Source organism: Mesorhizobium sp. M0060 (assembly GCF_040323155.1).
Classification (GTDB): domain Bacteria; phylum Pseudomonadota; class Alphaproteobacteria; order Rhizobiales; family Rhizobiaceae; genus Mesorhizobium.
The window spans coordinates 113485-127691 of record NZ_JAMYUP010000005.1 but is presented as its reverse complement, the minus strand read 5'-3'; the positions used below and the strand labels follow the sequence as shown (position 1 = coordinate 127691).

Genomic DNA, 14207 nt, shown 5'->3' with positions numbered 1-14207 from the left:
GCGACTTCTCCGACCGCTCACGCCAGGGCGTTGACACGCTGTGGGCGCGTTGTCCAGTTGGCAACCGTCGCGCCAGCAACGGTCTCGCCGGCAACCATCCTGGTCGTCTGCGGCGCAAGCAGGTCGTTGCGGCGGGCGAAGGCGACGAAGGTGGCGCGCGCCGTGTCGCCGTCGATCTCTCCTTCCATTGCCGCCCGGCAGGCCTTGGCGGCGATGTCATGCGCGGCCGTCCGGCTCGTTGCCGGCCACTCAGCCAAAAGCGCATAAGCCTCAGCCGCGCTTTCTATCTTTGTCGGCGTACCGTGGCCGGTGAGGATGGTAACCGGCTTGTCGAAGGAAGCACGATCCATGACACTCTCCTTTCCTGGCTTAATCGGATCCTTTCGGAGCTCAACTGCACGGGCGCTTCGATCCTCGAGGGCCGTCCCCAAGACGGCGTCGATCGGCGGATGCAATACGGACTGCGGCGTGCCCGGCCGCGGCAGCAACCGGTGCATCTTGACCAGCGCCTCGAGCCAGGCCGCCACGCCCAGCGGCGGATGTTCGCGCCCGTAGAGCCACGCCCTTGCCTTGGCTACCGGGTATCCCGCCTCTTCAGCGAAATCGGTTTCCGACCACCGCAACAGGCGCAGGCAATCGCGCATCCGCGCCGCGATCATTTGTGCTCCTCCTTGCCGGCCCCTAGGCGTTGAGCCGACAAAAACATCAGCGTGTAGGCCGCCTTGCGGCGATCCCAGCCGGCCGACTCGGCCATATCCAGCAAGCCATCGACCAAAGGCGCCAGCGCCGTCCTACAATCGGTTTCATAGTTGAAATCGTTCTTCGGGCGGGTCGGCGCCGCGATCTTCCCAAAACTGTCCGTCATATCCATGGCAACACCTGCTCAGCATCAGTCCCGGACCGGCAAAACCGTGCCCGCTTTTTGCCGGACACGGTCCATCTGCCGTTTCGAGGTCCCGCTTCGGAAGCCTGACCTTAGAAGTCCATGCCGCCACCGCCGGGCATGGCCGGTGCGGCAGCTTCCTTCTTCGGCTTCTCTGCCACCATCGCCTCGGTCGTCACCAGCAGGCCGGCGACGGAAGCGGCGCCCTGGAGAGCAGTGCGCACGACCTTGGCCGGGTCGATGACGCCTTGACTGTAGAGGTCGCCGAACTCGTTGGTCTGCGCGTTCCAGCCATAGCCGAAATCGGCCGTCTCGCGCAGTTTGCCGACAATGATTGAGCCTTCGGCACCGGCGTTCTCGGCGATCTGGCGGACCGGCGCTTCAATCGCGCGGCGCACGATCTCGACGCCGGTCTTCTGGTCCGGATTGTCGACCTCGATATTGTCGAGCGCCGTCGCCGCCCTGAGCAGCGCCACGCCGCCGCCGGGCAGGATGCCCTCCTCGACCGCCGCGCGTGTGGCGTGCATGGCGTCGTCGACGCGATCCTTGCGCTCTTTGACCTCGATCTCGGTCGAGCCGCCGACGCGGATGACGGCGACACCGCCGGCCAGCTTGGCCAGCCGCTCCTGCAGCTTCTCGCGGTCGTAGTCGGAGGTGGTTTCCTCGATCTGCGCCTTGATCTGGCTGATGCGCGCCTGGATTTCATCCTTGCGGCCGGCACCGTCGACGATGGTGGTGTTTTCCTTCTCGATCAGCACCTTCTTGGCGCGGCCGAGCATCTCCAATGTGACGTTCTCGAGTTTGATGCCGAGGTCTTCCGAGATCGCCGTGCCGCCGGTCAGGATGGCAATGTCTTCCAGCATCGCCTTGCGGCGGTCACCAAAGCCTGGCGCCTTGACGGCTGCAACCTTCAGGCCACCGCGCAGCTTGTTGACGACGAGCGTCGCCAGCGCCTCGCCTTCGACGTCCTCGGCGATGATCAGCAGCGGCTTGCCGGATTGCACGGCGGCTTCGAGCACGGGAAGCATGGCCTGCAGGTTGGAGAGCTTCTTCTCGTGGATCAGCACATAGGGTTCTTCGAGTTCGACGCGCATCTTGTCCTGGTTGGTGATGAAATAAGGCGAGAGGTAGCCACGGTCGAACTGCATGCCTTCGACCACTTCCAACTCGGTCTCGGCGGTCTTGGCTTCTTCGACAGTGATGACGCCCTCATTGCCAACCCTTTCCATCGCCTCGGCGAGGAAGCGGCCGATCTCGGCATCGCCATTGGCAGAGATGGCGCCGACCTGGGCGATTTCGTCGTTCCTGGTGACCTTGCGGGCATTGGATTTCAGGTCGGCGACGACGGCGTCGACCGCCTTGTCGATGCCGCGCTTCAGGTCCATCGGGTTCATGCCGGCAGCGACGGCCTTGGCCCCTTCCCTGACGATCGCCTGTGCAAGAATCGTCGCGGTCGTGGTGCCATCGCCGGCGGTGTCGCTGGTCTTCGAGGCGACCTCGCGCACCATCTGCGCGCCCATGTTCTCGAACTTGTCCTCAAGCTCGATTTCCTTGGCGACGGTAACGCCGTCCTTGGTGATGCGCGGGGCGCCGAATTGCTTGTCGAGGATGACGTTGCGGCCCTTGGGACCGAGCGTCACCTTCACCGCGTTGGCGAGGATATCGACGCCGCGTAACATCTTCTCGCGGGCTTCGGTATGGAATTTCACATCTTTGGCAGCCATTGGATAATCCCTTCAAAACAGTCAGCTTAGACTGACTAGGCCCGCTCAGGCGGCCTTCTGCATTTCGCCGGTGGCTTCGATCACGCCCAGCACGTCGCCTTCCTTCATGATGAGCAGGTCCTCGCCGTCGAGCTTGATCTCGGTGCCGGACCATTTGCCGAACAGGATGCGGTCGCCGACCTTGACGTCGAGCGGCTGCAGCTGGCCGCTGTCGTCGCGCGCGCCCGGACCGGCGGCGATCACCTCGCCCTCCTGCGGCTTTTCCTTGGCGGTGTCGGGAATGATGATGCCGCCCGCGGTCTTCTCGTCGACCTCGATGCGGCGGACCAGGATACGGTCATGCAATGGACGGAACGCCATGTCGTTCTCCTCATAGGACAAACAGGTTTTTTTGGACCTCCCTTCGCAGTCGACCGGCGATGGCGGCCGACGCGACGGTGCGCGACCCTTCATCAGGCATCGCGCACATACGAACTAGTCGCGCTTTTTTCAGCTTTCAAGAGGATCGCATAAAAATTTTAGCACTCGAAGCAAGAGAGTGCCAATGTTCTGTAATTGCTCGTACATTTGCCGTTGCTGGCACAATGATGCTTGAAATTTTCGGGCAATTTTCCACAAAATCGTGTTCGTTCCGGAGCCGCTCGCGGCGACTGGAACCTATGTTGAACCCGTTGCGTTTTGCAGACTGAGGTTCATTGGAAAGGAAAGACCCATGACCAGCAGGGACTTTCAGCTCCAGATGCAAGGGTTTGGCCTGACGACGGCAGAAATCCACTACCGTCTGCCCGACCATCGCAGCCTGCTGCAGCTCTACATCTGGCAGGAATACGATATCGCCCCGGATTTCCCGACGCTGAAGCATTTCCTCGATTTCTGGGAGCGCGAGATCGAAGGCCCGCTGCACTCGGTGCGTGTCGCCCATCAACACCTGATCCAGCCCTCCGAATGGCGGGCCGTAAACGGCATTATCACCGTCCACTGAAGAGCAAGCCGGTTATTCCTCGTCGTCCGGCCCTTGCAGCAGTTCGATCAGCGTCGCCACCCTGGCCGTCGGCAGCGGGCGGCCCTCGTTCACCAGCGCCTCGTCGGCGCCGATCCAGGCCAGGGCCTCGCGCAGCTCCTGGACCGTCCCGTCCGTCGCCGCGATGTCGGCAATGATGGCGTCGTCGACCGGGCCTAGCACAGAAATGATCTCGTCGCGTGTCATGGTCAGCTCCATCTGCGAGTGCCGGGAATGGAGCCCGGCAACAGAAGAATCTGGGTCTTGACCTGCGACAGACAATAACCGGCCGCGGAAGTCAGCGCTGGCGATTGAAGCCGGCCGGCGAAACAGCCAGTCTCCCCCTCAAGGGCCCGCAAGGGGAGATTGGCGGCTTGGTCGACAGCGCCGACAACAACAAAACCGGTAACGCGAAAGCCACCGGGTCTTGACTTGCGGCGGACAATAACCAGATCGAAGGCACCGGTCGCCGAAATGGGGCCGGCGGAACCAGGGAGCGCCAGCTCTTTGGCGCTCCTCGTATCTATATTGCTCGATGGAGGATGTAGCTATGAGAACCGCATTCGATTTTTCCCCGCTCTATCGGTCGAGCATCGGCTTCGATCGCGTCTTCAACCTGCTGGAAAATGCTCCGCAGGCCTTCGACGCCTGGCCGCCCTATGACATCGCGCGCAGCGGCGAGAACAATTACCGCGTCACCATCGCCGTAGCCGGGTTTTCCGAGGACGACCTCGAGATCACCCACGAGCCGAACCTCCCGATCGTCTCCGGCCGGTACCAGGATCCGGACAACGCGGAGTATCTGCATCGTGGCCTCGCCGCGCGGCCCTTTACCCGCCGTTTCGAGCTTGCCGATCACGTCAAGGTAGCAGGCGCCTCGCTCGACAACGGTCTGCTCAGCATCGATCTGGTACGTGAGGTGCCGGAGGAGATGAAGCCTCGGCGCATCGCCATCGCGACCGACGCCGCCGCGCCGAAGACCGGGCCGAAGGTCGCGCAGGTCGAAGAAACAAGCAGGCCGCCTGAACGCACCAGTCGAGAAAGGAGACTATGCAATGGCTATTCGTGATCTCATTCCCTGGGGCCGGGAGAACAATCAGGTCCCCAGCCTCTATCGCGACGGCGATCGCGATCCCTTCGTGACGCTGCATCGCGAAATGAACCGCCTGTTCGACGAGGCGTTCCGCGGCTTCGACACGCGGCTGCCGTCGCTCGGTGGCCTCTCCGCTGCCCGCGCCAGCTGGCCGAGCGTCGAAATCTCCGATGGCGAAAAGGAGATTCGCGTCACCGCCGAGATCCCCGGCATGGACGAGAAGGACATCGAGCTGCTGCTCGATGACGGCGTGCTGACGCTGCGCGGCGAGAAGCGTGAAGAGACCGAGGACAAGGACAGGCAGTTCTCCGAACGCTTCTACGGCCGTTTCGAGCGGCGTATCCCGCTCGGCTACGAAGTCGACGAAGACAAGGTGAACGCCGCGTTCCAGAAAGGCGTGCTAAGCGGGACCCAGCCGAAGACGGAGCGCGCTCAGGCTAAGGCCAAGCGCATCGCCATCGGCAAGACCTGACAGCTCGCAGGGCGACGCCCCCTTCTGTCCGCCGGTTGCGGCTGACAGAAGGGGGCAAATGTCGATGACCCGTTCTCCCGACGCTCCGGTTCCGCCAGATCAAGCGCAGCAGGCCCTGCAATGCCTGACCACCGAGCATTTCGTGCTGCAAAACGCCCGCGCGGCGACCATTCAGGAAGCCAACCAGCGAGCCGATCTGTTCCTGACCTCGGTCTCGAGCGCAACGATTGCCTTGTCCTTCGTCGCGCAGGTCACGGAGATGGGCAGGCCGTTCATCCTGTTCAGCCTGATCTTGCTGCCTTGCCTTTTCTTCATCGGCCTGGTCACCTTCGTGCGCGCTGTGCAGGTTGCCATCGAGGACATGGTGCATGCCCGCGGCATGGCCCGGATCCGCCACTATTTCGTCGAGCTGGCGCCGGCCGTGCAAAAATACCTTGTCAATTCCACGCATGACGGTCCCTCGGCGGTGCTGGTCGACAAGGGCCTCAGACCTTCGCCGCTGCAATATTTCATGACCACCGCGGGGATGGTAGGCACGATCAATGGCGCCATCGCCGGCGTCTTCACCGGCATCGTTGTAAAGTCCGCGTTTGGCGGGGGCATGACGCCCGGCGTGATTTGCGGGCTGCTGGTCTTCGCCATATGCATTCTCATCCTGCGGCGTTTCCATAGTCGCGCCTGGGCGGCGGCCGAACAAAGTTTGCTCACTGTGTTCCCGGGCGACAGTGGCGACAGCGGAAGCTAACGCCGACCCAACCGGATATCGAAAAGTGGTGGGCGCCGCCCTTGCGTCTTGTGCGCCAATTGACCATCCTCGCTGACGTTAGTTGCACCGCGGCCGGGGGGTTCCGCACATGCCGACACTTTATGCGCTGAAACCGGCCTTCCAGGCTAGGCTGCGGCCGCTTGCCGACAGCCTGGCCGGGGCCGGCATCACCGCCAACCAGATCACGCTGCTGGCCGCTGCCCTCTCGCTCGCCACCGGCCTGGTGGTGGCAGCCCTTGTCGGCCACCGTGCGATCTTCCTGCTGATGCCGCTCGTGCTGTTTATGCGAATGGCGCTGAATGCCATCGACGGAATGCTCGCAAGGGAACATGGCCAGGCCTCGAAGCTCGGCATGTATCTCAACGAGCTCTGCGATGTCGTCTCCGATCTCGCTTTGATCCTGGCCTTTGCCGTCATTTTTCCTGCCTGGGGCGTCGTCGCATTTGCTATCGCGGCGGTGATTGCGGAATTCGCCGGTGTGCTCGGCATCGCAGCCGGAACCGGGCGCAACTATGCCGGCCCGTTCGGCAAAAGTGACCGCGCGCTGGCGCTTGGCATTCTTGCCGTGCTCGTCGCCTGCGGCGTGTGGATCGAGGCGGCCGCGCCCTTTGTGTTTCCGGCCATGGCTACACTCTCGCTGGTGACCGCCATCAACCGGATACGCAGCGGCCTTAACGGGAGCGGCAGTTGAATTCCGGTCTCGCCAAGGGGCCGACCTCGCCAGGGGATGAAAACATGCTTCACCAACAGAAGATTGCCGCCGTGGCTCCGGCCAATGTCGAGCGGGTGGCGCAGGAGCGCAGCTTCAAGAGCCATGACGGCACCGAGATCTTTTACCGCTACTGGCCGGCGCTGTCGGAAAACCGCAAGGGCGCCATCCTGCTGTTCCATCGCGGCCACGAGCATGGCGGCCGCATGGCGCATCTCATCGACGAGCTCCAGATGCCCGACCACGCCTTCTATGCCTGGGACGCGCGCGGTAATGGCCGCTCCGCCGGCGAACGCGGCTATGCGCCGTCGTTTGCCGCGCTGGTGCGCGACATCGATTGCTTCGTGCGCGCGATCGGCAGTGACGGTTTTGGCCAGCGCGACATTGCGCTGATTGCGCAATCCTTCGGCGCCGTGCTTGCTGCCGCCTGGGTGCATGACTATGCGCCCGACATTCGCGCCCTGGTGCTGGCCTCGCCGGCCTTCTCGGTCAAGCTCTACGTCCCCTTCGCCAAGCAAGGCATTGCGTTCTGGCAGAAGATCAAGGGCCGCTTCTTCGTCAATTCCTACGTCAAGGCGAAATTCCTGACGCATGATCCTGAGCGCATCGCATCCTTCGACGCCGATCCGCTGATCACGCGGCCGATCGCCTCCAACATCCTGGTCGAGCTCTACGACCACGCCGCGCGCATCGTCGCCGACGCCCGCGCCATCACCGTGCCGACACAGGTTCTGGTCTCCGGCAGCGACTGGGTAGTGCGGCATGGACCGCAGCACGCGTTTTTCGTCAATCTGGCGAGCCCGGCCAAGGAGCGGCATGTGCTGCCCGGCTTCTTCCACGACACGCTGGGCGAGCGCGACCGCCACAAGGCACTCGACCTGATCAGGCCTTTCCTGGAAAAGCAATTCGCGGCGCCGGAAAAGCCGATCGACCTGACCGAGGCCGACCACGCCGGCTACACGCGCGACGAGGCCGACCGGCTGGCCTCGCCGCTGCCGCTGCTGTCGCCCAGGGGCCTCTATTGGGCAATGAGCCGCGCCTCGATCCGCATGGGCGCCTGGCTGTCGTCGGGCATGAATACCGGAATCGCCACCGGCTTCGATTCCGGCTCGACACTCGATTATGTCTACGAAAATGAGGCGCGGGGCATCAGCCCCGTCGGCCGCATGATCGACCGGACCTTTCTCGATGCCATCGGCTGGCGCGGCATCCGCCAGCGCAAGCTGCATCTCGAAGAGCTGATCGGCCGCGCTGCCGCCACGCTCAGGGCCGCCGGCCGACCGATCCATATCGTCGACATCGCCGCCGGTCATGGCCGCTATGTGCTCGACGCTGTGCAGAAATGCGCCGAGCCGCCGGCGAGCGTGCGGCTGCAGGATTTCTCCGAGCTCAATGTCTCGCTCGGCCGCAAGCTGATCGCCGAGCGCAAGCTGCCGGCGAGCGTCTCGTTCCATCAAGGTGACGCCTTCGACGCCACGATGCTGGCCGGGCTCGACCCGGCGCCGGATCTCGCCATCGTCTCGGGGCTCTACGAATTGTTTTCCGACAATGCCATGATCGCCCGCTCGCTCGGCGGACTGGCCATCGCCATGCAGCCGGGAAGCCTGCTCGTCTACACCAACCAGCCCTGGCATCCGCAGCTCGAGATGATCGCGCGCAGCCTGACCTCGCATCGCGGCGGCCAGGCCTGGGTGATGCGTCGGCGCACGCAGGCCGAGATGGACCAGCTGGTGACAGCCGCCGGTTTCGAGAAACTCGACCAGCGCATCGACCAGTGGGGTATCTTCACCGTTTCGGTCGCACGGCGCGTCTGAGCATGGACTTGCCTGCCTCTGCCTTGCCTCGCGATGCCCCTGCCCTTCCGGCGTTGCCGCGTGAGCCTTATGCCGGGATGGTCCTGCGCGCCGCCCTGTGGCTGGCATTTCTGGCGCCGTTCTTCTACGCGACCTACGGTTTCGCCAACTGGCTGGCGTCGCAGCGCGACGATGTCGGCAGCATCGTCTTCGGCTGGGAGCGCGGCATCCCATTCCTCGCCTGGACGATCGTGCCATACTGGTCGATAAACCTGTTCTACGGCGTGTCGCTGCTGTTGAACAATTCAAAGAGCGGCGTCGACCGCCTCGCCGGCCGCTATCTCACGGCGCAGATCGTCGCCGTCGCCTGCTTCATCCTGTTCCCGCTGACGGCGACCTTCGTGCGCCCCGCGACAAGCGGCCTGCCCGGTTTCATGTTCGCCGTACTCGGCGGCTTTGACAAACCCTTCAACCAGGCGCCGTCGCTGCACATCGCGCTGCTGGTCATCATCTGGGATCATTGGCGTCACAGATTGACCGGCATCGCCGGCGTCGCCTGGCATGTCTGGTGTTTCCTGATCGGCGCCTCGGTGCTGACGACGTGGCAGCACCATTTCATCGACATTCCGACCGGCGCGCTGCTCGGCCTTTTCGCCCTGTGGCTGTTTCCGCGCGACGGCGAGCTGCCGTTCGCCGGCTTCCGCCCGACTGCTGACCCGAAAGCGCGGCGGCTGGCACTGTTCTATGCGCTTGGCGCAACCCTTGCGCTGGCTGGCGCCGCTGCCGGCGCGTTGGTCTCGGCCCTGTGGCTCATCCTGTTGTGGCCGGCACTGGCGCTGGCCATTGTCGCTTTCACTTATGCCGGCGCCGGCGCCAGGGTGTTCCAGAAAACAACCGATGGCCGCGTGTCGCTGGCCAGCCATCTCCTGCTTTGGCCCTACCGGGTTGGCGCCAAGGTCAATGTGTGGGCGTGGACGCGAAAGCTTCCGGCGAAAATCATCATTGCCGACGGCGTTTGCCTCGGCCGCTTTCCGACCGCCGCCGAGGCCGACGCTTTCGGCACGGTGATCGACCTTGCCGGCGAATTGGAAAGACCGCGCGGCGCCTCGATCCGCTGGGTGAGCGTGGCCATGGTCGATCTATTGCCGCCATCGCCGGAGGCGCGTGCGCAAGCGGTGGCGGCGATCGAGACGGCGCGGGGCCAGGACACCGTGCTGGTCTGCTGCGCGCTTGGCTTCCAGCGCAGCGCCGCCGTTGTCGCCGACTGGCTGGTCGCCAGCGGCCGGGCCGACACGCCGGATCAGGCGCGAGGCAAGCTCGCCGCTGCGGGCCGGCCTGTGCATCTTGGCGTGGACGCGCCGGCATGACCGCCTATCGTGACAGCGCCGAAGCCTTCGCTGCCGGGCTGATGGTGCAGGTGGCATGGCCGCTGCTGCTGGTGGCTGCTGCCCTGCTGGCGGCGCCGGTCATCGGCCTGGCGGCCGCGCCGCAAACATCATCGCTGTCGGCAGCGGCCTGGCTGATCACCGCGGCGAGTGCCGTGGCCACGCTTATTCTCTCGGCCCTGCTTTTGTTCGATGCCCTGCTGTTCCGGCTGATGGCCAGCCACGCCAGCGAGGCAGGCGGCGGTGCCGCGATCGACGATGTGCTGGCGCGCATGCGGCTGAAACCCACGGCTGCCGGCGGCCGCTCGCTCGACCAGCGGATAGCGGGCACGCGCCGCCTGCTAGCCAAGCAGCGCATCGCGTTCGGCCTGTTCGCGGCCACCTCGGTCATCGCGGCATTCCTTTGAGCCCGTCCATGACAAAGCTTCGCCTTCGCGCCAACACTTGTACCCTGCTGCAGACCGTGACCTCGGTCGGCCTGTCGGCGCTGGCCTGGGCGGTCACCGGCGTGCGGCCGATCTGGAACGGCAGCCAGCCGTCGGACCGGCAGCGCATCTACTTCGCCAATCACGCCAGCCACGGCGATTTCATCCTGCTGTCGGCCTGCCTCAGCGAGAAGGAACGCGCCCGTACCCATGCGGTGGCGGCCGCCGATTATTGGGGCAAGACGCGGCTGCGCCGTTTCATTGCCGAGGACATGCTGTCTTCCGTGCTGATCCACAGGCAGTGGACGGATGAAACGCAGCACCCGATCTCGATCATGCTGTCGGTGCTCGACCAGGGCCATTCGCTGATCCTGTTTCCCGAAGGCACGCGCAACATGACCGACGAACCGCTGTTGCCGTTCCGCTCCGGCCTCTACAATCTGTCGATGGCGCGGCCCGATGTCGAACTCATCCCGTGCTGGATCGAGAACATGTCCCGGGTGCTGCCCAAGGGGCAATTCGTGCCGGTGCCGCTGCTTTGCCGCGTCGTCTTCGGCGCGCCGATCGCCATTCAACCGGGTGAGGAGCGCCGTGCCTTTCTCGACCGCGCCCGCGAAACGCTGCTAGCGCTGAACCCCCGGCCGCAACGAGACGATTGAGGACCAGGGTAAAATGCTCCCGATGATGCACGAAACCCTCATTCTGATCGTCGGCCTGCTTTGCGTATTGATCACCGCAAGCGTCGTCGCCGGCGTGTTGTCATGGCGCGCGCCGAAGCCGCTATCGCCGACGCTGGTCAACCTCACCCAGCGCATCAATGCCTGGTGGGTTATGGTGGTGGCGATCACTGTCGCCTTCTTCTTCGGCCGCACCGGCATGACCATCCTGTTCGCGCTGATTTCCTTCGCCGCCCTGCGCGAATTCGTGACGCTGACACACAGCCGCCGCAGCGACCACTGGGTGCTGCTCGGCATGTTCGGCATCGTCATCCCGTTCCAGTACTGGCTGGTGTGGACCGCCTGGTACGGTCTCTTCACCATCTTCATCCCGGTCTACTGCTTCCTGCTGATGCCGGCGATCACAGCACTGCACGGCGACACCGAACGCTTTCTCGAGCGGGTCTCGGCGCAGCAATGGGCCGTGATGATCTCGGTCTACTGCGTCAGCCACGTGCCGGCGCTGCTGACGCTCGAGGTGCCCGGTTTCGAAGGCCGCAACCTGTTGCTGATCGCCTTCCTGATCATCACCGTGCAAGGCAGCGACGTGCTGCAATACATCTTCGGAAAACTGTTCGGCCGCCATCTCCTGGCGCCGACGGTCTCGCCGTCGAAGACCTGGGAGGGACTGGTCGGCGGGCTGGCGGCGTCGAGCCTGCTCGGCGCGCTGCTGTCGTTCCTGACGCCGTTTTCGCCGCTGCAGGCAGCCGGCGTCGCTCTGGTCGCCTGCCTGATGGGATTTTTCGGCGGGCTGGTCGCCTCCGCCATCAAGCGCGATCAAGGCGTCAAGGACTGGGGTCACCTGATCGAAGGCCATGGCGGCATGATGGACCGTGCCGACAGCCTGGTCTTCGCCGCCCCGGTCTTCTTCCATACCGTGCGCTATTTCTGGACGGTGTGAAGGATACGCGCCGTTCGTCGCGGTTCCGTTCGGACGGTTCAGCGCGACCCTTGCGAAGACACCTGATCCGCTTCGTTATTACCGTTTTCGCGAAAACGGTAATAACAACACCACCTGCCGCCGTCCTTGGCCGCGCTCATTTTGCCGCGGCGAGCGGCTCTTTCTTGCGTGCAGGCGCCAGACGGCGCATGCGGCGTTTGGCGGCGATCTTCAGCGCCACCGGCGGATTGCTGGACAACGCGCCGAGCACCGCGCCGACCATGCCGTGTGCGACGAAATCGGCGTTGATCTCATTGGCCAATTTGGCGGCTGCTTCCTGGTTGTCGCTGTCGGGTTCCGACCACAACACGATACCCACCCGCAACCTTGGTTTGGCGCGTTTCAGCCGACGGACCAGGAACCGGCCGTGCTTGACGGAATCCCGGTTCAAAAATCCGACGACGACGGTATCGACGGCGTCGAGCTCAAGGCGGCGAATGCTCCCCGGTTCCATATCGGCGAAGCTCGCTCTCAACACCGTGGCGCCCTGGACTTCGAGCACCTGTGCCAGCATGGCGGCAGCGGCGTCGTCAAGTTCGCCGCGCCCTCCGGCGCACAGCACCGACATGCCCGTGCCATCCGGCAGTTCGGTGTCGTCCCCGCCCTGAACCTCTTTGTCCTCGCGTGAGCCGCTGTCCGCGGCCGCGGCCGTGTCGTCCTCTTCCGCCTCCTCCTGCGCGCTGTCGCCGAGGTTCGCCACCATCGTCAGCGCGCTGCCTGCGACCTGCTGTCTTTGCTCATCGCTCAGCACACCACGCACACGGTCCTGCTCCCCCAGCAGAAGTGCGGGAATCGCGACCTTGTCATAGAACTCGACCAGATATTCTTCCTCCAGCATCTCCTCGGCATGGTCGGTCGCTTCCTCGGGATCGCCGGCCAGTAGCCGCTGGTAAAGCCGGGCGTGCGGTTCAAGCACCGGTTCGTTGCCGAACAGAACGTCGAGGAATTCGAACTGCGGCACATGTCGACCGAGCACGACGAGGCAGACCGTGAGCGGCGTCGATAGAACCAGGCCCAATGGGCCCCAGAGCCAGGTCCAGAAGATCGCCGCAACGATGATGGCCAATGGCGACAGCCCGGTGCGCGAGCCGTAGAGCCAGGGTTCGATCACGTTGCCGGTGATCAGTTCCACGACCACGAAAAGCCCGGCGGTCCATAGCACGAGCGACCAGCCGGGCGCCACGGCCAGTGCCAGGAACAGAGGCAGCAGCGTCGCGATGACCGGGCCGATATAGGGAACGAAGCGCAGCGCCAGCGCCAGCAAACCCCACAGCAATGGATTGGGTATGCCCAGCAGCCAAAGTCCGATTGCAATCGGGACGGCATAGACGATGTTCACGACCAATTGCATGAGCAGATAGCGGCCGACGCGCTTGCCGGCATCCTGCAGCGCCTCGGTGGTTCGATGCAGATCGCCGTAGCCGACGAGGCGTATGAAGCGATCGCGCAGGTCCTCCCGCTCGAGCAGCATGAATATGACGACCACGATGATCAGCCCGGCCGATGCCAGCGGGCTCAGCAGCGGGCCGATCAGATTCTGGAGAACCTCAAGCGGTCGTTCGCGCGCGACGATTTCGACCGGGATCGGCTCCCGCGGAGGCTGATCGGCGGAGGGTTGTGCAGGTTCGGGTCTGTCAAGTTCCTGGCCGACGCGTTCGATCACCCGGCTCAATCTGGAAATGATGCCGCCGCCGACGCCGGTTTCCTTGAGCGACCGGACCTTGGTCAGGATATTCGCCTGGTAAAGCGGAATGTTCTGCGCCAGTTCACTGACCTGCGTGGCGACGATGAAGGAGAACAGAGCCAGCACCGTGAATGCGCCGAGCACACTGGCGATCACGGCAGGAAGACGCGGAATGCCGGCTCGCTTGAGTGCCGACACCATGGGCACGAGCGCAAAGGTAAGCAGCAGCGCGATTGCGATCGGCAGAAAGACCTCGCGCCCGAAATAGAGCGCCGCGACGGCCGTCACGACCGACGCTACGCTGGGCAACGATGTGCGCGGAAGCGCCCTGGCCGCGGAAACAATGCCCGCCCGCCGGGGCTCCGACAGGTGCGCGTCGTTTCGACGATTTGCCGCCACTTGATACCTCCGCCCCGCCGTCGCCATGATCGGGCATATTGAGCCGGCGTGCAACTTCGCAGCGTCTCACCCAGCTGGACGCCGATTACCCTGGTCGGCAGCGCGGCAAAATTCAGTCATGGTAGAATTTTTTGCATTAATGACGTCACGGGCAATCCTGTTCCATGTCTGCGCCAGAACGTGGAACTTTTGGGTCAAAACACCGTTCCTTCGTAGAT

The 14207-nt window shown here is 64.1% G+C and carries 16 protein-coding genes; 10 read left to right on the top strand and 6 right to left on the bottom strand.

Features of this window, described 5'->3' with window-relative positions:
- Positions 1 to 17 precede the first annotated feature (17 nt).
- The 4 genes from NKJ94_RS07695 to NKJ94_RS07680 all read right to left on the bottom strand — a co-directional run bounded on the left by NKJ94_RS07695 (position 18) and on the right by NKJ94_RS07680 (position 2967).
- Complete coding sequence (locus NKJ94_RS07695; RefSeq protein WP_352524054.1) at positions 18 to 659, bottom strand: DUF982 domain-containing protein; 642 nt, start codon at positions 657 to 659, stop codon at positions 18 to 20.
- Positions 656 to 871 carry a hypothetical protein gene (locus NKJ94_RS07690; RefSeq protein WP_352524052.1) on the bottom strand — a complete coding sequence of 72 codons (216 nt, stop codon included), beginning with the start codon at positions 869 to 871 and terminating at the stop codon, positions 656 to 658. The genes NKJ94_RS07695 and NKJ94_RS07690 overlap by 4 nt, the downstream gene beginning before the upstream one ends.
- Positions 872 to 975: 104 nt before the next feature.
- The gene (gene groL, locus NKJ94_RS07685; RefSeq protein WP_352524050.1) at positions 976 to 2607 is read right to left on the bottom strand and encodes a chaperonin GroEL; all 1632 of its coding nucleotides are present in this window, start codon (positions 2605 to 2607) and stop codon (positions 976 to 978) included.
- Positions 2608 to 2652: 45 nt separating this feature from the next.
- A complete protein-coding gene (locus NKJ94_RS07680) occupies positions 2653 to 2967 on the bottom strand; it encodes a co-chaperone GroES (protein WP_352524049.1) in 315 nt (104 codons plus the stop codon).
- Between the two features lie 352 nt (positions 2968 to 3319).
- On the opposite strand from NKJ94_RS07680, the gene NKJ94_RS07675 reads away from it, so the two are divergent.
- Positions 3320 to 3589 carry an usg protein gene (locus tag NKJ94_RS07675; protein WP_352524048.1) on the top strand — a complete coding sequence of 90 codons (270 nt, stop codon included), beginning with the start codon at positions 3320 to 3322 and terminating at the stop codon, positions 3587 to 3589.
- A 12-nt stretch (positions 3590 to 3601) separates the two neighbouring features.
- Here NKJ94_RS07675 and NKJ94_RS07670 read toward each other — a convergent pair whose 3' ends face one another.
- Positions 3602 to 3814, bottom strand: a complete 213-nt coding sequence (locus NKJ94_RS07670; protein WP_352524046.1) for a hypothetical protein — start codon at positions 3812 to 3814, stop codon at positions 3602 to 3604.
- Between the two features lie 343 nt (positions 3815 to 4157).
- Here NKJ94_RS07670 and NKJ94_RS07665 point away from each other — a divergent pair, with 343 nt between their 5' ends.
- The 9 genes from NKJ94_RS07665 to NKJ94_RS07625 all read left to right on the top strand — a co-directional run bounded on the left by NKJ94_RS07665 (position 4158) and on the right by NKJ94_RS07625 (position 11867).
- Complete coding sequence (locus NKJ94_RS07665) at positions 4158 to 4676, top strand: Hsp20 family protein (protein WP_352524045.1); 519 nt, start codon at positions 4158 to 4160, stop codon at positions 4674 to 4676.
- Positions 4663 to 5172 (top strand): Hsp20/alpha crystallin family protein, encoded by a 510-nt coding sequence (locus NKJ94_RS07660; protein ID WP_352524043.1) that lies wholly within the window; start codon positions 4663 to 4665, stop codon positions 5170 to 5172. Before NKJ94_RS07665 ends, NKJ94_RS07660 begins: the two co-directional genes overlap by 14 nt.
- A 64-nt stretch (positions 5173 to 5236) precedes the next feature.
- A complete protein-coding gene (locus tag NKJ94_RS07655; protein ID WP_352524041.1) occupies positions 5237 to 5917 on the top strand; it encodes a hypothetical protein in 681 nt (226 codons plus the stop codon).
- Between the two features lie 109 nt (positions 5918 to 6026).
- Complete coding sequence (locus tag NKJ94_RS07650; protein ID WP_352524039.1) at positions 6027 to 6629, top strand: CDP-alcohol phosphatidyltransferase family protein; 603 nt, start codon at positions 6027 to 6029, stop codon at positions 6627 to 6629.
- Positions 6630 to 6673: 44 nt separating this feature from the next.
- Positions 6674 to 8461, top strand: a complete 1788-nt coding sequence (locus NKJ94_RS07645; protein WP_352524037.1) for a bifunctional alpha/beta hydrolase/class I SAM-dependent methyltransferase — start codon at positions 6674 to 6676, stop codon at positions 8459 to 8461.
- A 2-nt stretch (positions 8462 to 8463) separates the two neighbouring features.
- A complete protein-coding gene (locus tag NKJ94_RS07640; protein ID WP_352524035.1) occupies positions 8464 to 9807 on the top strand; it encodes a phosphatase PAP2/dual specificity phosphatase family protein in 1344 nt (447 codons plus the stop codon).
- Positions 9804 to 10232, top strand: coding sequence for a hypothetical protein (locus tag NKJ94_RS07635; RefSeq protein ID WP_352524033.1), 429 nt, complete (start codon positions 9804 to 9806; stop codon positions 10230 to 10232). Before NKJ94_RS07640 ends, NKJ94_RS07635 begins: the two co-directional genes overlap by 4 nt.
- An 8-nt stretch (positions 10233 to 10240) precedes the next feature.
- Positions 10241 to 10909, top strand: a complete 669-nt coding sequence (locus NKJ94_RS07630) for a lysophospholipid acyltransferase family protein (protein WP_352524032.1) — start codon at positions 10241 to 10243, stop codon at positions 10907 to 10909.
- 22 nt (positions 10910 to 10931) lie between these two features.
- A complete protein-coding gene (locus NKJ94_RS07625; RefSeq protein ID WP_352524206.1) occupies positions 10932 to 11867 on the top strand; it encodes a phosphatidate cytidylyltransferase in 936 nt (311 codons plus the stop codon).
- A gap of 136 nt (positions 11868 to 12003) precedes the next feature.
- Here NKJ94_RS07625 and NKJ94_RS07620 read toward each other — a convergent pair whose 3' ends face one another.
- Complete coding sequence (locus tag NKJ94_RS07620; RefSeq protein ID WP_352524031.1) at positions 12004 to 14016, bottom strand: AI-2E family transporter; 2013 nt, start codon at positions 14014 to 14016, stop codon at positions 12004 to 12006.
- Between the last annotated feature and the right edge of the window lie 191 nt (positions 14017 to 14207).